The 24,869-nt window shown below is 29.0% G+C and carries 25 protein-coding genes and 2 tRNA genes; 9 read left to right on the forward strand and 18 right to left on the reverse strand.

What is annotated here, in order from left to right; all coding sequences use genetic code 11:
* Nucleotides 1–7: 7 nt before the first annotated feature.
* The 6 genes from BXQ17_RS03440 to raiA all read right to left on the reverse strand — a co-directional run bounded on the left by BXQ17_RS03440 (nucleotide 8) and on the right by raiA (nucleotide 5,767).
* The gene (locus BXQ17_RS03440; RefSeq protein WP_077809297.1) at nucleotides 8–1,339 is read right to left on the reverse strand and encodes a DEAD/DEAH box helicase; all 1,332 of its coding nucleotides are present in this window, start codon (nucleotides 1,337–1,339) and stop codon (nucleotides 8–10) included.
* Between the two features lie 113 nt (nucleotides 1,340–1,452).
* A complete protein-coding gene (locus BXQ17_RS03445; protein WP_077809298.1) occupies nucleotides 1,453–2,763 on the reverse strand; it encodes a DEAD/DEAH box helicase in 1,311 nt (436 codons plus the stop codon).
* Between the two features lie 98 nt (nucleotides 2,764–2,861).
* A complete protein-coding gene (locus tag BXQ17_RS03450) occupies nucleotides 2,862–3,722 on the reverse strand; it encodes a YihY/virulence factor BrkB family protein (RefSeq protein ID WP_077809299.1) in 861 nt (286 codons plus the stop codon).
* A gap of 69 nt (nucleotides 3,723–3,791) precedes the next feature.
* Nucleotides 3,792–4,301: a redoxin domain-containing protein gene (locus BXQ17_RS03455; RefSeq protein ID WP_077811341.1), complete on the reverse strand. Its 510-nt coding sequence runs from the start codon at nucleotides 4,299–4,301 to the stop codon at nucleotides 3,792–3,794.
* Between the two features lie 4 nt (nucleotides 4,302–4,305).
* Nucleotides 4,306–5,427 carry an alkene reductase gene (locus BXQ17_RS03460; protein WP_077809300.1) on the reverse strand — a complete coding sequence of 374 codons (1,122 nt, stop codon included), beginning with the start codon at nucleotides 5,425–5,427 and terminating at the stop codon, nucleotides 4,306–4,308.
* A gap of 37 nt (nucleotides 5,428–5,464) precedes the next feature.
* Entirely contained in the window at nucleotides 5,465–5,767 is a 303-nt protein-coding gene (raiA, locus tag BXQ17_RS03465) for a ribosome-associated translation inhibitor RaiA (RefSeq protein WP_077809301.1), read from the reverse strand.
* A 165-nt stretch (nucleotides 5,768–5,932) separates the two neighbouring features.
* On the opposite strand from raiA, the gene BXQ17_RS03470 reads away from it, so the two are divergent.
* The 3 genes from BXQ17_RS03470 to BXQ17_RS03480 all read left to right on the forward strand — a co-directional run bounded on the left by BXQ17_RS03470 (nucleotide 5,933) and on the right by BXQ17_RS03480 (nucleotide 8,241).
* Nucleotides 5,933–6,511, forward strand: a complete 579-nt coding sequence (locus BXQ17_RS03470; protein ID WP_077809302.1) for a Maf-like protein — start codon at nucleotides 5,933–5,935, stop codon at nucleotides 6,509–6,511.
* 145 nt (nucleotides 6,512–6,656) lie between these two features.
* The gene (locus BXQ17_RS03475) at nucleotides 6,657–7,610 is read left to right on the forward strand and encodes a transketolase family protein (protein ID WP_077809303.1); all 954 of its coding nucleotides are present in this window, start codon (nucleotides 6,657–6,659) and stop codon (nucleotides 7,608–7,610) included.
* Between the two features lie 37 nt (nucleotides 7,611–7,647).
* Entirely contained in the window at nucleotides 7,648–8,241 is a 594-nt protein-coding gene (locus BXQ17_RS03480; protein WP_077809304.1) for a porin family protein, read from the forward strand.
* A gap of 232 nt (nucleotides 8,242–8,473) precedes the next feature.
* Here the strand turns inward: BXQ17_RS03480 and BXQ17_RS03485 are convergent, their stop codons facing one another.
* The gene (locus tag BXQ17_RS03485) at nucleotides 8,474–9,280 is read right to left on the reverse strand and encodes an FKBP-type peptidyl-prolyl cis-trans isomerase (RefSeq protein WP_077809305.1); all 807 of its coding nucleotides are present in this window, start codon (nucleotides 9,278–9,280) and stop codon (nucleotides 8,474–8,476) included.
* A 79-nt stretch (nucleotides 9,281–9,359) separates the two neighbouring features.
* On the opposite strand from BXQ17_RS03485, the gene BXQ17_RS03490 reads away from it, so the two are divergent.
* Both BXQ17_RS03490 and BXQ17_RS03495 read left to right on the forward strand, forming a co-directional pair.
* Nucleotides 9,360–9,737: an RNA-binding S4 domain-containing protein gene (locus BXQ17_RS03490; protein WP_077809306.1), complete on the forward strand. Its 378-nt coding sequence runs from the start codon at nucleotides 9,360–9,362 to the stop codon at nucleotides 9,735–9,737.
* Nucleotides 9,737–10,240 (forward strand): phosphoribosyltransferase domain-containing protein, encoded by a 504-nt coding sequence (locus BXQ17_RS03495; protein ID WP_077809307.1) that lies wholly within the window; start codon nucleotides 9,737–9,739, stop codon nucleotides 10,238–10,240. The genes BXQ17_RS03490 and BXQ17_RS03495 overlap by 1 nt, the downstream gene beginning before the upstream one ends.
* Here the strand turns inward: BXQ17_RS03495 and BXQ17_RS03500 are convergent.
* Nucleotides 10,232–10,747 carry a shikimate kinase gene (locus BXQ17_RS03500; RefSeq protein WP_077809308.1) on the reverse strand — a complete coding sequence of 172 codons (516 nt, stop codon included), beginning with the start codon at nucleotides 10,745–10,747 and terminating at the stop codon, nucleotides 10,232–10,234. The genes BXQ17_RS03495 and BXQ17_RS03500 overlap by 9 nt on opposite strands.
* A gap of 96 nt (nucleotides 10,748–10,843) precedes the next feature.
* Between BXQ17_RS03500 and BXQ17_RS03505 the strand changes: the two genes are divergently transcribed.
* The 3 genes from BXQ17_RS03505 to BXQ17_RS03515 all read left to right on the forward strand — a co-directional run bounded on the left by BXQ17_RS03505 (nucleotide 10,844) and on the right by BXQ17_RS03515 (nucleotide 11,926).
* Nucleotides 10,844–10,916 (forward strand) — tRNA-Lys (locus BXQ17_RS03505).
* 46 nt (nucleotides 10,917–10,962) lie between these two features.
* Nucleotides 10,963–11,046, forward strand: a tRNA-Leu gene (locus BXQ17_RS03510).
* Nucleotides 11,047–11,119: 73 nt separating this feature from the next.
* Nucleotides 11,120–11,926 carry a carboxypeptidase-like regulatory domain-containing protein gene (locus BXQ17_RS03515; RefSeq protein ID WP_077809309.1) on the forward strand — a complete coding sequence of 269 codons (807 nt, stop codon included), beginning with the start codon at nucleotides 11,120–11,122 and terminating at the stop codon, nucleotides 11,924–11,926.
* A gap of 295 nt (nucleotides 11,927–12,221) precedes the next feature.
* Here the strand turns inward: BXQ17_RS03515 and BXQ17_RS03520 are convergent, their stop codons facing one another.
* The 10 genes from BXQ17_RS03520 to BXQ17_RS03565 all read right to left on the reverse strand — a co-directional run bounded on the left by BXQ17_RS03520 (nucleotide 12,222) and on the right by BXQ17_RS03565 (nucleotide 23,065).
* Entirely contained in the window at nucleotides 12,222–13,052 is an 831-nt protein-coding gene (locus BXQ17_RS03520; protein WP_077809310.1) for a prohibitin family protein, read from the reverse strand.
* 70 nt (nucleotides 13,053–13,122) lie between these two features.
* The gene (locus tag BXQ17_RS03525; RefSeq protein WP_254712404.1) at nucleotides 13,123–15,150 is read right to left on the reverse strand and encodes a VWA domain-containing protein; all 2,028 of its coding nucleotides are present in this window, start codon (nucleotides 15,148–15,150) and stop codon (nucleotides 13,123–13,125) included.
* 99 nt (nucleotides 15,151–15,249) lie between these two features.
* Complete coding sequence (fabG, locus tag BXQ17_RS03530) at nucleotides 15,250–15,996, reverse strand: 3-oxoacyl-[acyl-carrier-protein] reductase (protein ID WP_077809311.1); 747 nt, start codon at nucleotides 15,994–15,996, stop codon at nucleotides 15,250–15,252.
* A 103-nt stretch (nucleotides 15,997–16,099) separates the two neighbouring features.
* On the reverse strand, nucleotides 16,100–16,972 hold the full coding sequence (sucD, locus tag BXQ17_RS03535; RefSeq protein WP_077809312.1) for a succinate--CoA ligase subunit alpha: 873 nt from the start codon (nucleotides 16,970–16,972) through the stop codon (nucleotides 16,100–16,102).
* 62 nt (nucleotides 16,973–17,034) lie between these two features.
* Nucleotides 17,035–17,961 carry a UDP-3-O-(3-hydroxymyristoyl)glucosamine N-acyltransferase gene (locus BXQ17_RS03540; RefSeq protein ID WP_077809313.1) on the reverse strand — a complete coding sequence of 309 codons (927 nt, stop codon included), beginning with the start codon at nucleotides 17,959–17,961 and terminating at the stop codon, nucleotides 17,035–17,037.
* A 2-nt stretch (nucleotides 17,962–17,963) separates the two neighbouring features.
* On the reverse strand, nucleotides 17,964–18,530 hold the full coding sequence (efp, locus tag BXQ17_RS03545; protein WP_077809314.1) for an elongation factor P: 567 nt from the start codon (nucleotides 18,528–18,530) through the stop codon (nucleotides 17,964–17,966).
* Nucleotides 18,531–18,583: 53 nt separating this feature from the next.
* Nucleotides 18,584–19,369 (reverse strand): acyl-ACP--UDP-N-acetylglucosamine O-acyltransferase, encoded by a 786-nt coding sequence (gene lpxA / locus BXQ17_RS03550; protein WP_077809315.1) that lies wholly within the window; start codon nucleotides 19,367–19,369, stop codon nucleotides 18,584–18,586.
* A 1-nt stretch (nucleotide 19,370) separates the two neighbouring features.
* Nucleotides 19,371–20,762, reverse strand: coding sequence for a bifunctional UDP-3-O-[3-hydroxymyristoyl] N-acetylglucosamine deacetylase/3-hydroxyacyl-ACP dehydratase (locus BXQ17_RS03555; protein ID WP_077809316.1), 1,392 nt, complete (start codon nucleotides 20,760–20,762; stop codon nucleotides 19,371–19,373).
* The gene (gene lpxD / locus BXQ17_RS03560) at nucleotides 20,762–21,796 is read right to left on the reverse strand and encodes a UDP-3-O-(3-hydroxymyristoyl)glucosamine N-acyltransferase (RefSeq protein ID WP_077809317.1); all 1,035 of its coding nucleotides are present in this window, start codon (nucleotides 21,794–21,796) and stop codon (nucleotides 20,762–20,764) included. The genes BXQ17_RS03555 and lpxD overlap by 1 nt, the downstream gene beginning before the upstream one ends.
* A gap of 45 nt (nucleotides 21,797–21,841) precedes the next feature.
* Nucleotides 21,842–23,065, reverse strand: coding sequence for an HD domain-containing protein (locus BXQ17_RS03565; protein ID WP_187661425.1), 1,224 nt, complete (start codon nucleotides 23,063–23,065; stop codon nucleotides 21,842–21,844).
* 194 nt (nucleotides 23,066–23,259) lie between these two features.
* Between BXQ17_RS03565 and BXQ17_RS03570 the strand changes: the two genes are divergently transcribed.
* The gene (locus tag BXQ17_RS03570; protein ID WP_077809319.1) at nucleotides 23,260–24,804 is read left to right on the forward strand and encodes a bifunctional response regulator/alkaline phosphatase family protein; all 1,545 of its coding nucleotides are present in this window, start codon (nucleotides 23,260–23,262) and stop codon (nucleotides 24,802–24,804) included.
* Nucleotides 24,805–24,869: the final 65 nt, after the last annotated feature.

Here is a 24,869-nt window from a genome sequence, read left to right on the forward strand (position 1 = left end):
AAAACTATTATTTTCTTTTGTTTTTTGTGGTTTCTGATGCACTGTTTTTTGTATTAGCTAAATAGTTTGCTAAAATTTTATCTACCAATTCATCTTTAGTTAAATGGTGAAATATGGTTTTAATTTGAGCTTTAAAATCTTCATCTATAGAACGGTTAGGTTTTGTTTTAAAAATTTTATTTGCCCAAACTAAAGCATTATTTTCTTCAATACTTTTAGCATCTGCTTTTTTAAAAGTATCGAACCTAATGTCTAATTCTCTTTCAAAATCTGTAATATCTTCTTCTTCTTCCTTTTGAATGATAGATAACGATAATCCGCTAGCTCCTGCCCTAGCCGTTCTTCCACTTCTGTGAACATAAGCATCATACGTATCTGGTAAATGGTAATTTACAACATACGCTAAATCTTTAACATCGATACCTCTGGCAGCCAAATCTGTAGCTACTAATGTATCAATATGTCCTTCTCTAAATTGATCCATTATTCGATCTCTAATTCCTTGAGTTAAACTACCGTGTAACGCACCAGAAGAAAATTTATTTATCGCTAATTTTTTGGCTAATTTATTTACTGCAGCTTTAGTTTTACAAAAAATTATACCTCTTTTGCCCGATTTAGAATTTAAAAAATGAAGTAAAACCTCTAATTTTTCTATCGGTTCTACAACTACATATTTATGATTAATTCCTTGATGCCCCATTGTAGCCATATTCGCTTCAATTTGAACAACATTTTTAGACATGTAGTTATTTACCATTTGTCTAATAGAACCTGGCATTGTAGCTGTAAAAAGGAAAGTTCTTCTATTTTTAGGAATTTCTTTAATGATATTGTCTAAACCCTCTTTTAAAGCGCTAACCATTTCATCTACTTCATCTAGAATAAAGTAAGAAATATTTTTTATGTTTATTGCTTCTCTTTTTACAAGGTCTGCAAGTCTACCAGGAGTTGCAACAACAATTTGAGTTGGTTTTTTTAAACGTTCTATCTGTGGTTTTATTGGTATTCCGCCACAAATAGTAGCAATAGAAATTGAAGAGCAAAATTTAGCATAAGCTTCTAAATTAGAGGCAATTTGTTGGCCTAACTCTCTTGTAGGTGCTAAAATTACAGCTTGTATATTGGAATTATCGGTATCTATTAATTGTAATAATGGCAAGCCAAAAGCAGCTGTTTTACCAGTACCAGTTTTAGCCAAAGCAACTATGTCTTCACTATTATTTAATGCAATAGGAATCACTTTTTCTTGAATTTCTGTAGGCTTAGAAATTTCTAAATCTATTAAACCCTTTTGTAATTCATTATTAATTCCTAATTCGGAAAACTGTTTTAACATAAAAAAATATTTTATGCAAATGTACTACTGTTTTTAGTTTATATAATTGCCGTAGTTAGGTTTCTTTATTTTTAATTCTGATGGATAAAATGAAACTTAAAATTAAAAAAAAATTAAACTTCGTAAATTCTAACTTTTTTCTTCTTTAAACGAGAGTTGTTTAATTTATCTACTAAACCAGAAGTTAAACTTGCAGGAACAGCAACAAATGCACAATCTTGTTTTAATTCTATAACACCAAGTTGATCTTTAGTTAGTTTACCTTGTTTTATAAATAAACCAGCAATATCACCTTTAGAAATTTTGTCTTTTCTTCCACCAGAAATAAATAGTGTTTCCCAAAAAACAGCTTTTCTTTCTGCTTGTTTAGATATGTTTGCTACTTCAATATTTTTAATAAAATCGGGTACTCTTTCATCTTTCCATTTTAAAACATAAGCAGTTCCTTTAGCAGAAACTCTAGCTGTTCTACCATTTCTGTGTGTAAATTCTTCTACGGCACTTGGTAATTCATAATGAATGATAAACTTCATTTCTGGCACATCAATTCCTCTTGCAGCCAAATCTGTGGCAATTAATAATTGATTGGTACCATTTCTAAATTTTATTAAAGATCTTTCTCTATCTTTTTGCTCCATTCCGCCACTAAAGCAACCATGCTTAATATTTTTACTTTCTAAAAAATTACTCACAGTATTGATACTGTCTTTTAGATTGCAAAAAATGATTCCTTGCTGATTGCCTAAATGATTCAATAAATGTAAAAGTGTGTTTTGCTTATTTTTAGCAGGCGATACAACTGTTTTTATTTGAAGTTTAGAAGTTGTGGCTTTAAGATAGTTTACCGTATTTGGTTTATCCATTCTTACAAAATCAGGAATTTCAACACCTTGTGTTGCAGAAGTTAAGATTCTTTTATTTAAAGCCGTTAATTGATTGATAACACCTCTCATTTCATATTCGAAACCTACTTCTAAAGATTTATCAAATTCATCTAAAACCAAAGTTTTAATAGATGATTTTGAAAAACGTTCATTTGCAAAATGATCTGATATTCTACCAGGAGTTCCTATTAAAATCGCTGGTAAATGCTTTAATTCTATTTTATCTTTAGACATGGGTCTTCCGCCGTAAACTGCATTTACTTTATATCCAGATCCCATAGAACGAATAACTTGTTCTATTTGTATAGCCAATTCTCTAGACGGAACCAATACTAACGCCTGTATTTCTTCTATTTCTGGATTTAAAAAATCTAATAAAGGTAAAGCAAAAGCTAATGTTTTACCAGTTCCTGTAGGAGATAATAAAATTGTATTTGTATTTTTTTTGATTGTAGCAATAGCTTCCTCTTGCATCGGATTTAACTGACTAATATTCAGTTTTTGTAAAATTTCCTTTTGATCTTTAATATGATTTGCCATTACTGCAGTTTTGTAGAATTAAATAGGCCACAAAGATAGTTAGACTTCTTGCTTAAAGTGTATAATTCTGTAAATAATCTTATTTACAAATTAGAAGTTTATTTTATAAAATAAGTATCTGCATATACTTTGGTAAAATGTGCACCAAAAAAAAGAATTAAACTAGAGTATGAAACCCAAAGCATAATTAAAATAATAGAACCTGCCGCACCGTAGGTTGAGCCAGGTTCCATTTCATTAAAATACCAAGCCATTAAAAATTTTCCAATTACAAAAAGGATAGCGGTTACTGCAGCACCAATTTTTACAGCTCTCCATTTTACAGTAATGCTTGGTAAGTATTTAAACATTGCTGCAAAAAGTGCATAAATAAAAATAACAGACATTAAAAAATCTATAATGTAAATATGTTCGAATAAACTTTCTGGTAAGAATTTCTCGATTCTTTTATTAAAAGTGCTAATTAAAGCTGTTAACACAAAGCTTATCAATAATAAAAAACCTATTATTAAAATGAACCCAAAGCTTTTTATTCTGCTAAAAATCATTTTTATAAAACCGTTTTCTTGTTTGTTTTCTGGGGTTTTCCAGATTTTATCGAATGCAGCTTGTAGTTGGTAAAAAACACCTGTTGCACCATAAAATAATGTTCCAAAACCAATAATTGTTGTAAAAATAGAAACACTTTCATCACCTCTATCTAACATCATCAATCTAATAGACTCGGCAGTTTGTACACCAACTGCTTTGGTTATTTCATCTAACAATTCTCCTTGTACAATTTCTTTGCCCCAGACATTACCAACTAAATTTAAAATTATAACTAGTAATGCAGGTAAAGATAAAATAGCATAATAAGCAACAATAGCACTAAGCTCAAAAGGTTCACTATTAAGCCAATTTGTGCCTGTTTTTTTTAACAAACTAGGTAAATCTTTAATAAGTCTTTTTAAATGCACGCTGTTATAATTTGGTGTAATATAAAAACTTCCAATATCATTTTATAGATATTGGAAGTTTAAATGTATTTAATCTTCTCCTCTAGCAGGGTATCCTTCTTTCAAAATATAGTCTATTCCGCCTAAAACATCTTTTAAATTAGGTCGTCCAAAAGGCATCGATTGTATAGACTGCCAATACATTTTATACTCTTTATCAATTAAAAATAAACCTGGTTCAATAAATTGTTTTGGTTCTTTATCACTAATTCCGTTAGAAATAAACAATCCCCATTTTCTGGCTTCTTCAATAGAAAAGTCATATCCAATAGGTAAGTTTTCTATTTCCCATTCTTTGTAAGTATCTTTTGCAACTTCTTCTGTGTTGGCGCTAATTGCAATTAAGTTTACGCCTCTTTCTTTAAAATCTGCTATCTTTTTCTCTACTTGTTCTAATTGTTTTTTACATACCGGACAGTGTTTTCCTCTGTAAACAAATATCAAAATAAAATTTTCTGGTTTTTGATCTTTTAAATTCCATTTTGTGTCGTTAACTAAGTTAATAGTTAAATCGGGTACTACTTGTCTTGGTTTAATCATTTTTTTATCTTTTAATTTCACTTACATCTACCGTAGCTTTTTTATAATCTGTATATCCTTTTTTACCAGTTGTGTAAAAAGTATTGTTATCCCAATCTGCTAAATCTACATCTTGTTCAAAACGCTCTACTAAATCTGGATTCGAAATAAATAGTTTACCAAAAGCTACTAAATCGGCATAACCATCTTCTATAATTTTATTTCCAGACGCTTCATCAAAACCGGCATTAATCATTAAAGTTCCATTATAAATAGGTCTAAAATGTTTTGCTATGTTTGTAACCGCATGTGGCACATCAGAAACATCTGTAAAAGGTTCTGATAAATGCACGTAGGCTAAATTATAATCGTTTAATTCTGATAAAAGGTACTCGAAAGTCGGAATTGAATTCTCTGTAACTTTCATTCCGAAGATCCCGTTTAAAGACGGATTAAATCGTACACCTATTTTACTTTCAGGAACAACTTCTTTAACAGCGTCTAAAACTTCAAAGAAAAATCGAGTTCTATTTTCTACATTTCCACCGTATTCATCTGTTCTAATGTTAGATTCTTCGTTAAAAAATTGATGAAATAAATAACCATTAGAAGAATGTATTTCTACACCATCAAAACCAGCAGCCATTGCATTTTTGGCTGCATTTTTAAAATCTAAAACTGTTTGATTGATGTCTTCTAAAGACATTTCTTTTGGTGTTACTGTATCTTTTTCTCCTTCTGGCGTATATACTTGCACATTTGCATTAACTGCAGAAGGTGCTAATGGTAATGCTCCGTTATGAAAATCTGGATGAGAAATTCTACCAACATGCCATAACTGAATAAATATTTTACCGCCTTCTTTGTGTACTTCTTCAGTTACTTTTTTCCAACCTTCTGTCTGCGCTTCGCTATAAATTCCAGGAGTATTAATGTAACCAACAGCTTGCTTAGAAACTTGTGATCCTTCTGTAATTATTAAACCTGCGGATGCTCTTTGTTTATAATACAAACCTTGTAAATCTTTGGTAGCAACATTTTGGTCGTTGTCTGCTCTACTTCTTGTCATAGGCGCCATTACAACTCTGTTGTTTAAAGGTAAATCTGTAATATTATTAAAGTTTTGTAATAAATATGATTTTTTCATAATTCTTTTTTTTTTGATTGAAATTCTAAACGACTTTTTAATAAGTTGCCATTTTACCTTTCTTTTTTGTTAATTGTTTGTCTAGTTCTTTAATAGATTCTGATATAGAATTCATAAAATTACTGTTTGTAGCCTCTGCAAATAACCTTGGCCCTGGTACACTTAAACGGATGTTACATATCATTCCGGTTTCATCAGAACTTGTATTTTCTGTTTTAAAGAACACATCTGCTCTAACAATCATATTAAACTTTTTGTATAAATGTTCTAATTTTTCTTTTGTAAATTCTTCTAATCTCTCGCTAGCTTCTACATCGTGGTATTCAAAATTTATAGTCATAATCTCTTACATTTTTTAATTTATAATTAAATTTTCTGATGTAAAATTAAGAATACTTATAGCGAAAAAGTTGTCTTTAAGATTCTAATTTGAACTCATATCAAAAAACGATTTTCCTATAACTAAAATGTATAAATAGTATTAAATTTGTTTTAAATTAAGCACATGATTCAACAAAAATTATCAAAATACAATATTATACTGGCCTCTGGATCACCTAGAAGACAACAGTTTTTTAAAGACTTAGAAATAGAATTTTCAATAGAATTAAAGCCAGTTAACGAGGTTTATCCGAAGGAATTAATAGCAGAAGAAATTACCGATTATTTAGCAGATTTAAAGTCGAAAGCTTTCAAAAACTTAAAAGATAACGATTTATTAGTTACATCAGATACTATTGTTTGGCTAGAAAACAAAGCATTGGGTAAGCCTAAAGATGTCGATGAAGCATTTAAAATGTTAAGCAATTTGTCTGGAAAAGAGCATAAAGTGATAACATCTGTTTCTTTAAAAACCAATAGTTTTCAAAAGATATTTAATGATGTTACTAAAGTTACTTTTAAAAATTTAACTTCGGATGAAATAAAATATTATATCAAAAATTATAAACCATTTGACAAAGCTGGTAGTTATGGCATACAAGAATGGATTGGTTTTATTGGTATAGAAAAAATAGAAGGAAGTTATTTTAACGTAGTTGGTTTGCCAGTTCAAAAACTTTATAATGAGTTAATGAAGCTATAATTTTAAGATTGATTTTAGTCTTTTTATAGTTTTAAGAGTATTATGTTAAAAAGAACGAATTCTAATCTTCGTTTTCTTTTCCTAAAGACAAATAAAAGTTTATTTTTACCAAAATTTACAACACAACAATTTTTACAACTTAATAATGAAAAAATACACGTACACAGAAAAAAAAGATACACGTTCAGGTTTTGGTGACGGATTAACAGAGCTAGGAAGAACAAACCCAAATGTGGTTGCTTTATGTGCAGATTTAATTGGTTCTTTAAAAATGGATCAATTTATAAAAGAAAACCCAGAAAGGTTTTTTCAAATAGGTATAGCAGAAGCAAATATGATTGGAATTGCTGCTGGTTTAACTATTGGAGGTAAAATACCTTTTACAGGTACATTTGCAAACTTTTCTACAGGTAGAGTTTATGATCAAATTCGTCAGTCTGTTGCATATTCTGGTAAAAATGTAAAAATTTGTGCATCTCATGCAGGTGTTACTTTAGGTGAAGATGGTGCTACACACCAAATTTTAGAAGATATTGGTTTGATGAAAATGTTACCAGGCATGACAGTTATAAATACTTGTGACTATAATCAAACAAAAGCTGCAACAATTGCAATTGCAGATTTTGATGGGCCAGTTTATTTACGTTTTGGTAGACCAAAAGTACCTGTGTTTATGCCAACAGATCAAAAATTTGAAATTGGTAAAGGAGTTCAATTAACTGAAGGTACAGATGTAACAATTGTTGCAACTGGGCATTTAGTTTGGGAATCTTTGCAAGCAGCAGAACAATTAGAAGCACAAGGTATCTCTGCAGAAGTTATAAATATTCATACAATTAAGCCTTTAGATGAAGATATTATTTTAAAATCTGTTGCTAAAACTGGTTGTATTGTTACTGCAGAAGAACATAATAAATTAGGTGGTTTAGGTGAAAGTGTTTCTAGAACTTTAGCCTTAAATGCTCCTACTCCGCAAGAATTTGTTGCTACGGATGATACATTCGGAGAATCTGGAACACCAGAACAATTAATGGCAAAATATGGTTTAGATGCTACTGCAGTTGTAAAAGCTGTTAAAAAAGTAATTTCTAGAAAATAATTTCGTTTAACATTAACAAACTATAAATCTAAAAAACATGAAAAAAGTAATTTTAATGATGTGTTTGGCTTTTGCTTTTAGTCAAACTTCAAATGCACAAATCGATTTCGGTTTAAAAGGAGGTATAAACTATAATAATAACGGTGATGCAACTTTCTCATCAACAGGAAACGATGTTATTAGAGGTGGCGAATCTAGATCTGGTTATCATGCAGGTTTATGGTTTCGTGGTAAATTACCTTTAATTGGTTTATACATAAGACCAGAACTAGTGTTTACACAAGTAAAAAACGAATACACAGATACTAATGACGCTACTTCAGAATATGAATACAAGAAATTAGACGTTCCTGTTTTATTAGGAAAGAAATTTTTAGGTGTTGCCAATGTTTTTATTGGTCCTTCTTTTCAATATATAATAGAAGATGATTTTAGCTTTTCTGGATTAACTACAGATGAGTTTGATAAGTTTTCTGTTGGTTTGCAAATGGGAGCTGGTATAGAGTTAGGTAGAATTGGTATTGATGTGCGTTGGGAAAGAGGTTTATCTAAAACAGAAGCTAATTTTGCTAACGTAACTGTAGATAATAGAACAGATCAAATTATTTTTGGTTTATCTTTAAAACTATAATATATTTCAATCAATATTAAAAAGTCCTTGTATTTACAAGGACTTTTTTTTGGTTAGAACTATTTTGAAAATAGTTGGTTGTATTGTGTTTTTATAGAGCTTTATAAATTCAAAATTAAGATTACTCTATCTTTACTCTAAACTAATTTATAACTATTAAAATTCAGTTTAAATTGTACAAAAAAAGCTCTTGAGAAATCAAGAGCTTTTTTAAATATTGTAAAAAATCTAACTATACATTAGGATTTAAATAATCTGGTAAAGCAGGATTGCTATTATCGCTAAAATCGTTTGTAGGATCTCCATCACCATCTGCATCTTCATCAATAGAAGGTATACCATCATTGTCATGATCTGTATCTTCTACGATATCTAATAACTCAATGTAAAACATCAAATTTGTGTCTACTAAACTACTTGTATAATTATTAGTGTCAATTGAAGAATAAGCTAATCCAGAAGGAATAAATAAAATTCCTTTACCTGTATTTAAATATGTAATTGGTCCGTTAAGTGTTCCGCCATTACTATCTTTTTTTAATTCCCCTCCTAAAAAATTTGTAAAACCATATTTCCATCCATCAATAACGGCATTTAAAGTTAACCATGTTCCAGTGTCATTTCTATCAAAATTAGAAGTTAACAATTCTGTATTTGCAAAAGCTTGACCAGAATATTTTACATATATAGAATCCATTACTGTTGGGTTTCCTTTTACTGGTGAAGGTTTACCTTGTTCTATTGTGTAAACATATAAAGTATGTTCGATATCATTTTCTGTAACTTTATATGATTTTAATTTATCTTTATCTTCAAATAATGAAGTTTTACCACTTACTAATGTTTTTACAGAATCTAAATCAGTGTCGTAATAATTGTTCTTTAAAAATTTTACAATAGAATCGTTATCTTTTATTGCTAATTCTTCATAATTAATGTCTGCAAACGGATTAAAAAAACCGTTATTATCATCATCACAAGAATACATTACTATCACTCCTAATAAAAGAAGAAAGAAAATATTTTTTATTTTATTCATTTAACTTAAAAATTTAAGCGTGCAATTTACCATTTTTATACCTTTGTAAAAAGACAAAAATTATATTTTAACTTATTTTATGAGAATTGATAAATATTTGTGGTGTACTCGAGTTTTTAAAACAAGAAGTATTGCTACAACAGCATGTAAAAAAGGGCAAGTTAAGATAGATGGTAAAAGTATAAAACCATCTAAAGAAGTTTTTGGTAACGAATTAATTGTAGTTCGTAAAAATCAGATAAATTATCAAATAAAAGTTTTAAATTTACCAGAAAGTAGAGTTGGCGCAAAATTGGTAGATCAATATCGAAAAGATGTGACACCAAAAGAAGAGTTCGAAAAAACAGAACTTTTAAAATATGCAAAAGATTACTATAGGAAAAAAGGAATTGGTAGACCAACGAAAAAAGATAGAAGAGATATAGATAATTATCAAGATTATACAACAGAAGAGTAATGATTGCAGAAAATAATATTATTTTAGATAACACTCAAATAAATCAGAAAATTAGAAGAATTGCGTATCAAATTTATGAAAGCAATAGTTCTGAAAGTGAAGTTGTAGTTGCTGGAATTATAGGTAATGGTTTCGTTTTTTCAAAAAAAATAGCCACTATTTTAGAAGAAATTTCTTCATTAAAAGTGATACTTTGTGAAGTCAATATCAATAAAAAACAACCTTTGCTACCTGTTTCAACTTCTATTTCTGTAGAAGATTACAAGAATAAACCTCTTATTTTAGTTGATGATGTTTTAAATTCTGGTACTACTTTAATTTATGGTATTAAACATTTTTTAGAAGTTCCTTTAAAAAGGTTTAAAACAGCAGTTTTGGTAAATAGAAATCATAAAAAATATCCCGTAAAAGCAGATTTTAAAGGAATTTCGTTATCAACTTCTATTAAAGAACATGTTCAGGTAGAGTTTAATAACGATGGTTCTTTAGCGTATTTAGTTTAATAATTTTTCAATTTCTGTAACTACTTCTTTACTTGTTAAGTTGTCTGAGCTAATAGTTGTATTTGCTTGCTCATAAAAAAAACGTCTTTCAAAAAGATGTTTAGCAACATATTCAGATAATTTGTCATCATTTAATTCTGATACAAGAGGTCTTGTGTTTTTTTCGTTCTTAAGACGATCTACCAAAGTTTTTATGCTTGCTTTTATATAAATAGATGTAGCTGTACTCGCTTTAATTAAATCCATATTACCGGCATAACAAGGTGTTCCTCCTCCTAAAGAAAGTATAAAATCTTCCTCAGAATCTAAAATTTCTTTTAAATATTTGTTTTCTTTTATCCTAAAATAGATTTCTCCTTTATTTTTAAAGATTTCTGAAATTGTCATTTTTTCTCTGTTAGAGATGTAATCATCTAAATCTATAAAATTAGTATTCAGTTTTTTAGAGGCTTCTCTACCGATTGTTGATTTTCCAGAAGCCATGTATCCTAACAGTATAATTTTCATTATTTTTATTTTTTTACAAATATCGATAAAAAAAAATCATTTTTATGCTAATAAATCCAATGATTGATAGTATATTTGCAACCGATTTAAGAAAAAGACCTGGTAGCTCAGTTGGTAGAGCATCTCCCTTTTAAGGAGAGGGTCCTGGGTTCGAGCCCCAGCCCGGTCACAAAAAAGTTAAGCGAAAGCTTAACTTTTTTATTTTATATTAATTTGCGCACGTGGCGAAATTGGTAGACGCGCAACCTTGAGGGGGTTGTTTTCGTAAGAAAGTGGAAGTTCGAATCTTCTCGTGCGCACAAATTGATTTAAAATAACTTCTTTCACAAATAATTAACCAAAGTATAACGGATTATCATTAATTTTGTTTTTATGCAAAAACTGATTATAATCTTGTGCTTTTTAGCCTCTTTAAGCACATTCTCTCAAGCAGACACTTTACGTACTAAAGTTTTAAAAGGGCAAATTATACACGCCGAAAATAAAAAAGTCTTAAGTGCGGCCCATGTTTTGAATCTAAATACAGTTAGTGGAACTATTACTGATGATAAAGGTTTTTTCGAATTACCAACAAAAGTTAATGATACTATTTTGGTTTCTTACTTAGGGTTTACTTCAATTAAATTAAAAGTTACAAACGATTTACTTAAAGGAAACGAGTTAGAAATTGCGCTTTATGAAAAACCAGAAAGTGTAAAAGAAGTTATAATTCGCTCTACAAAATTAATAGGTGTTTTAGAAATTGATGTAAAACAAGTGCCTAAAGATAGATTTACAAGAATACATATTAATGGTCTACAACAAACTTATGAGGTTGGTAAACCACAAGCCAAAAACTTTTCATCTCCTGTTGCTGCCTTGTTTCAACCGGTAGATTTCTTGTATAATTTATTCGGAAAAAAACCAAAACAACTTCGAAAGCTTCAGAAACTAAAAAAAGAAGACGACTTGCGTAAAATGCTTGCTGGTAAGTTTGATAGAGAAGTTATGATGGAATATTTAGACATGGATAGACAAGAATTGTCTGAGTTATTAACCGATTGTAATTATTCTGAATATTTTATTAAAAAAGCATCAGATTTACAAATGATTGAAGCAGTATTAGATTGTTATGAAAATTATAAAGCCTTAAAAAAGGGAAAAATAGAGCGTAACAAAATTCCAGATAAAAAGAATTAGTCTTAAATGAAAAAGGCCAGAAACCAACGATTTCTAACCTTAATCAACTATTAAAAAACTAATTACAAACTAAACTTTTTAGGGCTTAGTTATTTTTAAATTCTATTTTTGATGATTAAATTTATAATTACCCGAAAACTTTAAACCTAATCTATATTATTAAGACGCCATATTTTAATATTTGTTACATTTTAAATTCTCTTTAACAGTATTTTAATAGAAAGAAGAAATATATAAGCAAAAAAAATCCAGCATTAAGCTGGATTTTTTATTCAAAATGTTTAGAAATATTTTCTTATTGATTGCCTAATATAATTGGCATTCCAGATTTTCCTGCACCAATTAATACAACTTTACTGTTACTAGATTTAGATAACTCTAAAGTTGCTTCAATTCCTTTTTCTTGAAGAATTTTATCGGTTAAAGAAGCACTTAAAATCTTATTTGCAACAGCTTTACCCTCTGCATCAATTTTTTGTCTTTCTGCCTCTTTTTTAGCTTTTGCTAACCTAAATTCATATTCTAATGATTCTTGTTCTTGTTTTAATTTAGTTTCAATTGCGGTTCTAATGGTAGTTGGTAATTTCACATCTTCAACTAAAACTCTTTTTACAATTAAATATTGATCTTTTAAAACGTTTTTAACTTCGTCTAAAATTTCTTGTTCAATAACATCTCTTTTACTAGAGTATAATTGTTCTGGTGTATATCTACCAACAACACTTCTAGCAGCAGCATTAATTGCTGGGTCTAGTAATTCTCTTTCGTAATCTTCTCCTTTAGTTTTAATTAAATTACCAAGATTAGAAAATTCTGGTTCATACCAAATAGTACCGTTTACTTTAACTTCCAATCCATTCACAGAAAGTACATTCATTTCATCAGAAATAGATTGCTGACGTACTTTTCTTACAATCATTTTGTTCCAAGGAGCCACAATATGAAATCCTTCTCCGTACGTTTTTTCAGTATTAATACCATCTCCTAAAGTTTCAAAAATCACACCACCTTCACCAGGTCCGATAGTAACTGTAGATTTTGAGAATAAAATTAATGCAGCAACTGCAAGAATTACGAAGAATACTCCACCCTTTGGAAACTTTATATCCATTTGATTATTTGCCATTTGTTATTTTGATTAAATTTAAAGTCAAATTTACGATATAACTTTAGGAATCACAATCTATAAGGTAGAATTAAATTTTACCGAAATATTTTCTAATAAACCATTCTGATGTAAATAAAATGACAACTAACAAAAGTATCCATTTCCAATCGACTAAATTTTGTTCTTTTACAATAGATTTTTGTGTTGTGAAATAAGAAGAATCATTTAACAAGTCGTTAATTAACTGTTGATGGTTATTTTTATGATATAGGTTCCCTCCTGTTTTTTTAGCTAACTTTTCTAATTTTTTTACGTTAGCGCTTGTAAATTGCTCTTCAACCTCATAATCAGTTATTTTAAAACTACCATATTTATTTATTTTTTGTCCTAATACAGAAACTTTGTAGGTGTAATCGCCAGATTCAAGATCTTCAAAAGAAACTTGATAAGAGTTGTTGATTAAAGAGAAAGGTAACTTTGTGTTTTTCTTAGTCTCTTTGTTGGTTATTATAATTTCTAAAGCTGCTCTAGCGTCAAATTTGTAATTTTTATCTGTATAAAATGCTGTTATATTTACTAATGAATTTGCAGGATATAAGTTTTCTGAATTTACATCTAATCGTGCTCTTTTCTTTTGAGAAGATAAATATTGAACAATGTTACCTATAAATTGATCGAATTCTGTAAACGAATTATTTAGTAGATAGTTAGATGCTCTCCATTTCCATAAACCTTCTCCAAAAATTACTCCAATTTTTTGGTTATTCTCTTCTAAAAATGAGATTAGTGGTTGCTCTGTATTCAATCCGTTGATATTTTGAAATAATAAACTTTGATAATTTTTAGAAAAAGTAATTTCTCCAAACTTATCCACCAATGGTGGCATTTCATTAAAACCAATATCTTTTTGTAAAAAAGTTAAAAAAGAATTATTTAAAATTGGTGCATAATTTTCAGTTTGATTAATTGCTTTTTTAGAAAAACCAAATTGTTGTTTGTTGATGAAATTCCAGTCAGAATTTATGCCATTGATCAATAAAAAATTTAGATTATTAGCTTTTATGTATGAAATAATAGATTTAAATTTATTATTTAAATTGTATAGTATAATTAATTGAAAATCATTTAATTCAATATTTTTATTAATATTGTATTCGAGTGTTACACTTCTTTGTTTGTTACTTTCAATTGCTTTTTTTAATACACCGATATCTGGATGTTTTATAGAGGATAAAATTAGTACTTTAGATTGCTCGTCTATAACTTCAACAGAAAAGTTTTTTCTATTATTTCGAGTATTTTTTTCGTTTTCAATTTTATCTAAAGTTGCAGTGTAATAATTAACACCTTCTTTTAAAGAAGTTAAATTTGTTGTAATTATTTTTGAATTATCATTTTTGTTGAATTTTACTTTCTTTGAAAATACAGTTTTACCATTGCTATAAATTTTAAATATTGAGTTCACATACTCTAAACCATCATAGTTTAAAATTACTTCTACAGGAAATTTATTTTTTATGTAACTATATTTATTTACATTAATCTGACTAATTTTTAAGTCTTTATACTTAGTTGTATCCCCAAATACTACCGGAAATATTTTTTGTTTAGAATTTATAAACTCGTAATCATTACCAATTGTTTGGTTTCCATCAGATAATAGAATTATTGGCGCATTTTCCTTTTTATTTAATTGATTTAATGCTTTTAAAGATTTGTATATGTTGGTTTCATTTCCTTTAAAATCTACAGAATCAGATACTTTTAATTTTTTATCAAATAGAAATGTTTCAATATTATATTTACCTTGTAGCTTTTCATTAGTTTTTAGCTTGCTAAGTACGTTCTCTAATTTATTTTCATCTTTAAAAAAACGCAATGATTTAGAGTTATCTACTAAAATTGATAGTTTCGGCTTTTCATTTTTGTAAGATTTAGTATTAATTTTAGGATTTATAAATAATACGAGTAAAATAAAAATCGAAATACTTTTTAGTGAAAAAAGAAGAATATTTACTTTGTGCTTGCTTTTATTCTTGTAAAAATATTGAAAATATGAAATAACAATACTTACTAATAAAGCTAAAATGATGTAAAATATGGTTGTTGCTTGCAATTAAAACTATTTTAGTGAAAGATATAAATAACTATTTTAAAAAAGAAAACCTGTAACGTTAAAATTGTTACAGGTTTTATTTATTTTATAAAATGTAGTTTATGTTAGCATTCCGCCATCTACAGACAATGTTTGTCCGGTAATATAAGTACTCATATCAGAAGCTAAAAATACACATGCATTTGCAATATCTATTGGTTGCCCACCTCTTTTTAAAGGAATACCATCGCGCCAAGATTGTACAGTTGCTTCATCTAATTTAGCAGTCATTTCTGTTTCTATAAATCCTGGTGCAATAACGTTACTTCTAATGTTTCTTGAACCCAATTCTAAGGCTACAGATTTAGAAAAACCTACTATACCAGCTTTAGAAGCAGCATAATTTGCTTGACCCGCATTACCTTTTAAACCAACAACAGAACTCATGTTTATTATAGAACCAGATCTTTGTTTCATCATTGGTCTTATGACAGCTTTTGTTAAATTAAAAACAGATTTTAAATTAACTTCAATTACTTTGTCAAAATCATCTTCAGAAATACGCATTAACAAATTATCTTTTGTAATACCTGCGTTGTTTACTAAAATATCAATAGCACCAAATTCTTTATGAACTTCTTTTGCTAATTCTTGTGCTGCATCAAAATTTGCAGCATTTGATTGGTAACCTTTGGCAGATACGCCAAAAGATTTTAATTCTTCTTCTAAAGCATTTGCTGCATCTACAGAAGAACTATAAGTAAATGCTACATTTGCACCTTGCTTTGCAAATTCTATTGCAATACCTCTACCAATTCCTCTTGTAGCACCTGTTATTATTGCTGATTTATTTTCTAATAATTTCATAATTTTCAATTTATCATTTTAAACTTATCGCTATCAAAGTTTTTCAACTATAAAAAAGAAATTCCCGTAAAAACGGGAATTTATATATTGATTAATTTTAAAACTAGTTTAAAACTTTTGCAACCATTTCTCCTATTTTAGCAGGCGAACTCACTACGTGAACTCCATTTTCAGCTAAAATTTTCATTTTTGCTTGTGCAGTATCATCAGCACCACCAACAATTGCACCTGCGTGCCCCATTGTTCTTCCTGCTGGTGCAGTTTGTCCTGCTATAAAACCAACAACTGGTTTTCTATTTCCATCAGCCTTAATCCATTGTGCAGCTTCTGCTTCTAAATTACCACCAATTTCACCAATCATTACAATTGCTTCAGTTTCATCATCATTCATTAATAACTCAACAGCTTCTTTAGTAGTAGTTCCAATAATTGGGTCACCACCAATACCGATTGCTGTAGTTATACCAAAACCTTGTTTTACAACTTGATCTGCAGCTTCATAAGTTAAAGTACCAGATTTAGAAACAATACCTACTTTACCTTTCTTAAAGATAAAACCTGGCATAATACCAACTTTAGCTTCATCTGGTGTAATTACACCCGGACAGTTAGGACCAACTAATGTACAGTCTTTATTGTCTATATAAGCTTTAACTTTTACCATGTCTGCTGTAGGAATTCCTTCTGTAATACAAATAATTACTTTAATTCCTGCATCAGCAGATTCCATAATTGCATCAGCAGCAAAAGCTGGTGGTACAAAAATAATAGAAGTATCAGCTCCTACTTTTTCTACAGATTCTACAACTGTGTTAAATACTGGTTTTCCTAAGTGTTCTTGACCTCCCTTACCTGGAGTTACACCTCCAACAACATTGGTTCCATAATCAATCATTTGACCAGCGTGAAAAGTACCTTCACTACCTGTAAAACCTTGAACAATAATTTTTGAATTTTTATTTACTAAAACACTCATTGGTTTGCTATTTAATTTTTGTTACGCAAAAATAACTTTTTGAAACTTTAAAAAAAAGAAAATTAAGAATTCTTTCTATCTTTTAAAAATCGTTTAATTTCTGCTAATTCTTTTAATTTTTCTCTTGATTCTGATATTGGTGTACCAAAATAACTTTTTCCGCCAGCTACAGATTTCGTAACTCCAGTTTGTCCTAGTATTACAGCACCTTTACCTATTGTTATACCACTATTTGTACCAACTTGCCCCCAAATAGTTACTTCATCTTCAATTACAACACAACCTGCAATACCTGTTTGTGATGCGATTAAACACTTTTTACCAATTACAGTATCGTGCCCAACATGTACTTGATTATCTATTTTTGTGCCCTCGCCTATTGTTGTATTACCTGTAACACCTTTGTCTATTGTACAAGAAGCTCCTAAATCTACATTATCTTTTAAAATAACTTTTCCTCCAGAAATTAATTTATCATATCCATCTGATCTGTTCTTGTAATAAAATGCATCTGCACCTAAAACTGTATTTGCGTGAATAGTAACATTATTACCAATAACTGAATTATCATAAATAGTTACATTTGGGTGAATTACACAATTCTTACCAATTTTAACATTGTTTCCGATAAATACATTTGGTTGAATAACTGTATTTTCTCCTATTGTTGCGCTTTCAGAAATACTAACTTTAGAAGCTACAAATGGATTAAAATTTTTAGTTATTTTATTAAAATCTCTAAAAGGATCATCAGAAATCAGTAAAGTTTTACCTTCTGGACAAGCAACTTCTTTATTAATTAAAATAGTAGTTGCAGCTGAATTTAATGCTTTGTCGTAATACTTTGGATGATCAACAAAAACAATATCTCCTTGCTCTACAACATGAATTTCATTGATTCCTAAGATTTTAAAATTTTGATCTCCAACAAATTTTGCATCAATTAATGACGCAATTTGTTGGAGTGTTTGAGATTCTTTGAATTTCAAGGCTATTCTTTAATTCGTTCTTGGTAAGTTCCTTTTGTAGTCTCTACCTTAATTTTATCTCCTTCATTAATAAATAAAGGTACATTTACTGTTGCACCACTTTCTACTGTTGCTGGTTTTGTTGCGTTTGTAGCAGTATTACCTTTAACACCAGGTTCTGTATGTGTAACTTCTAAAATAACACTTGCTGGCATATCTACAGATAATGGCATGTCATCTTCAGAATTAATAATAATTGTTACAATTTCACCTTCTTTCATTAAATCTGGACTATCTAAAGCAGATTTTTGAAGTTGAATTTGAGAATAATCTTGTTCATTCATAAAGTGATATGTTTCACCTTCATTATATAAGTACTGAAATTTGTGAGTTTCTACACGAACATCATCAATTTTTCTTCCAGCAGGAAAAGTATTATCTACAACTTTACCATTGGTTACACTTTTTAATTTTGTTCTTACAAATGCTGGACCTTTACCTGGTTTTACGTGTAAGAATTCAACAATTTTGTAAATGTCGTTGTTATACTTTATACATAATCCGTTTCTAATATCTGATGTTGTTGCCATTATTTCGTTTTTATTTTATAATTTTTTTATTATTAATATCAATTGTAAACTTTTTAGTTAGAATTGAAGTATCCTTTCATGATTCCTCTATGAGAATCTTTTATAAATTGAATTATTTCATCTCTTTCTGGCGTAGCTTCCATTTCTGCCTCAATTATATCTATAGCCTGTGTATAATTATAATTTTTTTGAAATAAGATTCTATAAATATTCTGAATTTCTCTAATTTTTTCGGTAGTGTAACCTCTTCTTCTTAAACCAACTGAATTGATTCCTACATAAGATAAAGGCTCTCTGGCTGCTTTTACATAAGGCGGTACATCTTTTCTTACTAAAGAACCTCCGGTTACAAATGCATGATTTCCTACGGATGCAAATTGATGTACTGCAACCATTCCTGCTAAAACTACGTTATCTCCAATAGTTACATGACCTGCAAGTGTTGAATTGTTAGAAAAGATACAGTTGTTACCTACAAAAGAATCATGAGCAATATGACAATAAGCCATTATTAAACAGTTGTCTCCAATTTTAGTTTTCATTCTATCGGATGTTCCTCTGTTAATCGTAACACATTCTCTAATTGTTACATTGTCTCCTATTTCTACGGTTGTTTCTTCATCATCGAATTTTAAATCTTGAGGAATTGCAGAAATTACAGCTCCTGGAAAAATTCTGCAATTTTTACCGATAATAGCACCTTCCATAATAGTTACGTTAGAACCAATCCATGTGCCAGAACCAATTGTAACGTTATTATGTATTGTTGTAAATGGTTCTATTACAACATTTCTAGCAATTTTTGCCTGTGGATGTACGTATGCTAAAGGTTGATTCATATTACTTAATTTTAGAAATTTGTGCCATTAATTCTGCTTCTGCAACTAATTTTCCGTTTGCATAAGCATACGCTTGCATATGACAAATTCCTCTTCTTATTGGTGTAATTAATTCACATTTAAAGATGATAGTATCTCCTGGCAATACTTTTTGTTTAAACTTTACCTTATCCATTTTCATAAAATACGTTAAGTAATTTTCTGGATCTGGTACAGTATTTAAAACTAAAACTCCACCACATTGTGCCATTGCTTCTACTTGTAAAACACCTGGCATTACTGGCGCTCCTGGAAAATGTCCAACAAAGAAATTTTCGTTCATTGTAACATTTTTCATACCAACAACATGCGTATCTGTTAGTTCTAAAATTCTATCAATTAACAAAAATGGTGGTCTGTGAGGCAAAATATCCATTATTTGATGAATATCTAATAACGGTGGTAGGTTTAAATCAAAAGAAGGAACATTGTTTCTTTTTTCAGCTTTTATAATTTTAGCCAATTTTTTTGCAAACAAAGTATTGATTAAATGACCTGGTTTATTCGCGATAACTTTACCTTTAATTCTTGTACCAACTAAAGCTAAATCACCAATAACATCTAATAATTTATGTCTAGCTGCTTCATTTGCCCAGTGTAGTGTTAAATTATCTAAAATTCCGTTAGATTTAACAGCAATGTCTTCTTTATTAAATGCCTTTTTTAATTTTTGCATTGTACTTTCAGACAATTCTTTATCTACATATACAATTGCATTATTAAGGTCGCCACCTTTAATTAAATCATTTTCAAGTAACATTTCAATTTCGTGTAAGAAACTAAAAGTTCTTGCATCTGCAATTTCTTCTTTAAAGTCTGCAATTTTATCTAAAGTAGCATTTTGAGTTCCTAGAATTTTAGTGCCAAAATCTACCATTGTAGTAACTTGGTACTCATCCGAAGGCATTAAAATAATTTCGCTTCCTGTAACTTCATCCTTGTAAGAAATAATTTCTTTTACAACATACTCTTCTATATCTGCATCTTGTTCTTGTACACCAGCTTTTTCTAAAGCTTCTATAAAGAATTTTGATGAACCATCCATAATTGGTGGCTCAGAAGCATCAATTTCTATTAATAAGTTGTCTATATCTAAACCAACTGCAGCAGCTAAAACGTGTTCTGAAGTTTGTATTTGAACACCGTTTTTTTCTAAATTAGTTCCTCTTTGTGTGTTTACAACATATTCTGCTTTTGCAGCAATAATAGGTGCACCTTCTAAGTCTACTCTTTTAAAAGCAAAACCATGATTTATTGGTGCAGGTTTCATTGTCATTGTAACCGTATTACCTGTGTGTAAACCTACACCAGATAAACTAATTTCTTTCTGTATTGTTTTTTGTTTCTTACTCATTATTTTTTTGTTTGAGTCTTCAATTCTTCTTCTAATTGATTGATGTTTGCTACTATTTTTGGTAAATTTTTAAAATGAACATAACTTTTATTATAATCATTAACATTAAATGCTGGTGTTCCATTTACAAAAGCGTTGTCTTTTAAACTTTTGGTTACACCTGCTTGTGCTAACACTTTTACATTATTACCAATTTTAATATGACCTGCAACACCTACTTGTCCTCCAATCATACAAGATTCGCCTATCTTGGTAGAACCTGCAATACCTGTTTGCGAGGCAATTACTGTGTTTTTACCAATTTCTACGTTGTGTGCAATTTGTATTTGATTGTCTAATTTAACTCCTTTTCTAATAATTGTAGATCCTAAGGTTGCTCTATCTATTGTTGTAGCAGCACCAATATCTACATTATCTTCAATAATTACGTTACCAATTTGTGGTATTGCATTATATTCTCCATTTTCATCTGGAGCAAAACCAAAACCATCTGCAGCTATTATTGCTCCAGAATGAATTTTACAATTATTCCCTATAATGGTATCTGAGTATATTTTAACTCCAGCGAATATTGTTGAATTATTTCCTATAACTGTATTGTCTCCAATATAAGTATTCGGATAAATTTTAACATTGTTACCAATTTTAACATTTTCACCAATGTATGCAAACGCTCCTATATATTCATGATCACCTATCGAAGAAGATTCTGAAATAAAATGAGGTTGTTCTCTACCCGATTTATTATTTTTTACCTCGTTGTAAAACTCTAATAATTTAGAAAATGATTTGTATGCATCATCTACCTTAATTAAGGTAGTGGTAATATCTTTTTCTGGAATAAAACTTTTATTAATTATTGCTACAGAGGCATTTGTAGTATATATATATGAATTATATTTAGGGTTTGATAAAAAAGTTAAAGAACCTTTTTCACCTTCCTCTATCTTAGATAATTTAGAAACTTCTACATCAGGATTACCAACGATATCACCTTCTAATATATCTGCTATTTGTTGTGCTTTAAATTTCATCAAACGCAAAAATATAAAAATTATACCGTTTACTCTAATATAAGGTTATTTTGGATAACAAATAAAGTGTTTTATTACCGGTAAAGTTAAAGCTTGTAGGTTTAATTGATCTGAAGCTTTTGCAATATCTTTAAGTTTTCCTTTTTTATTTAATATATATATTGGTGTTTTTAAATTATAAGCTTGATTGCTTATTTCTTGATGAAAAACAAAATAATTTACTTCATCTAATCCAATGCCTAGTTTTTTAATGGCTTTTTCTTTTTTCTTTTGAATATAAGACTCATTAAAAATTCCTTGTTGAATTTCTACTCTTAATAACTTTCTATCAACAATCATTTTAGCTAAAAGTGATAAAACTTTATCATCATGATTTACCCATTCTTTAATAGCAGATAATACATCATAATCATCTAATTTAGAAAACATTTCTAAAGTTTCTAAAGTGAAATTTTCTGATGATATTGGATTGTATAAGAAGTATTTTAAAGAAGAACTAGCGTATAATTCTACTCCTTTTTCTGCCAATTCTTTGGCTCTTTTTAAAATATTAACCAAAATATTTTCGGCAACTAAACCTGTTTTATGTAAATAAACTTGCCAATACATTAATCTTCTGGCTATTAAGAATTTTTCTACAGAATAGATACCTTTATGTTCTATAACTAATTCATCATTTTTAACATTCATCATGGCAATTAACCTGTCGGATGAAATATTACCTTCTGTAACCCCTGTATAAAAACTATCTCTTTTTAGGTAATCTAACCTATCAATATCTAATTGACTAGAAATTAATTGACATAAAAATTTACGTGAATTTTTACCTTCAAAAATTTCGATTGCTAAAGATAATTTTCCTTTAAACTCTTCGTTTAATTTCTTCATAAACTTTAAAGAAATTTCTTCGTGGCTTATTTCACTCACAATACTGTGCTCTAAAGCATGAGAAAATGCTCCGTGGCCAATATCGTGTAACAAAATTGCAATACAGAGTGCCGTTTCTTCATCCTTAGAAATTTCTACCTGTTTAAAGCGAAGAACTCTTATTGCTTTTTGCATTAAATGCATACAGCCAACAGCATGATGAAAACGTGTGTGATTTGCACCTGGATATACCAAATTAGAAAATCCCATTTGTGTTATTCTTCTTAATCTCTGAAAATAAGGATGTTCTATTATATCAAAAATTAATGAATTAGGAATTTGTATAAATCCGTAAATAGGATCGTTTAATATTTTAAGTTTATTGGGTTTTTTTTTCTTCAAAAGGACTAAAATTATCTATCTAATAATGCAAAATACAATATTTCTGATGAGATAATTACGAAAAAAACCATAAATTTTATTGATGAAATTATTATTTGTCAAATTATTATAAAATTGGCAATATTTTATCATTAAACATGCATAATAAAAGTAACATTTACTTAAATTTATCGTTAAAGAATAAAACGAAATACATGAGCATACAAATTCTATGGGTAGATGATGAAATTGAGTTATTAAAACCTCATATTTTATTTTTAGAGCGTAAAGAATATAAAGTTACAACTTGTACAAATGGTGCAGATGCTATTAATTTAGTTGAAGAAGAAAATTTTGACATCGTTTTTTTAGATGAAAATATGCCTGGTTTAACAGGCTTAGAAACTCTTGCCGAAATTAAACAAAAAAAAGCCAATTTACCTGTGGTAATGATTACCAAAAGTGAAGAGGAATATATTATGGAAGAGGCCATTGGGTCTAAAATTGCAGATTATTTAATTAAACCAGTAAATCCGAGTCAGATATTATTAAGTTTAAAGAAAAACTTAGATCATTCTAGATTAATTAGCGAAAAAACAACATCTAATTATCAGCAAGAATTTAGAAAAATATCTACGGATTTAGCCATGGTGAATTCTTACGAAGATTGGATTGAATTGTATAAAAAATTAATTCATTGGGAATTAGAGTTGGAAAACATAAGCGATCCTGGAATGCTTGGTATTTTAGAAAGTCAGAAACAAGAAGCAAATTCACAGTTTTTTAAATTCATCAAAAAAAATTACGAAGATTTTTTAACAGGAAATGATAAGCCAACTTTTTCGCACACCTTGTTTAAAGATTATGTTGTGCCAGAACTTAAAAAAGAAAAGAGTGTACTTTGGGTTGTAATAGATAATTTACGTTACGATCAATACAGAATTCTAGAGCCTTTAATTAACAATCATTATAAGAAAGACGAAGAATATACGTATTTTTCTATTTTACCCACAGCAACTCAATACGCTAGAAATGCGATTTTTTCTGGTTTAATGCCTTCAGAAATGGAGAAAAGGCATCCTGAGTTTTGGAAAAATGATACAGATGAAGGTGGAATGAATTTATTCGAAAATGAATTTTTATCAGCTCAAATTAAACGTTTGAGTTTAAATATTAAACACGAATATTATAAAATTTCTACCTTAAAAAGTGGTAAAGAGTTAGCGGATAATTATAACGGTACAAAACAAAATGACTTAACTGCCGTGGTTTATAATTTTGTTGATATTTTATCGCATTCTAAGACAGAAATGGAAGTTATTAAAGAATTGGCTGGTGATGACAAAGCTTATAGAAGTTTAACGTTAAGTTGGTTTAAGAACTCTCCACTATTCGAAATTATACAAAAAGCACAAGCTTTAGGACAAAAATTAATAATTACAACAGATCATGGTACTATAAATTGTAAACATCCAACAAAGGTTGTGGGCGATAAAAATATAAGTTCTAACTTAAGATACAAAACTGGTAGAAGTCTAACCTATGAAGATAAAGACGTGTATGCTGTAAGAAACCCAAAAGACATTTTTTTACCTACGGTTGCAATGAATGCTCCGTTTATTTTTGCAAAAGAAGATTTGTTTTTTGCTTATCCAAATAACTTTAATCATTTTGTAAAATATTTTAAAAACACATACCAACACGGTGGTGTTTCTTTAGAAGAAGTTATTATTCCTTGTGCGGTTTATAGCCCTAAATAATATAAAATTAAATAATAGAATTAAAATAAACTGATAGACTTTAAAAACCTATCAGTTTTATTATT

The sequence above is a fragment of the Polaribacter sp. BM10 genome (assembly GCF_002005425.1).
Taxonomy (GTDB): Bacteria; Bacteroidota; Bacteroidia; order Flavobacteriales; family Flavobacteriaceae; genus Polaribacter; species Polaribacter marinaquae.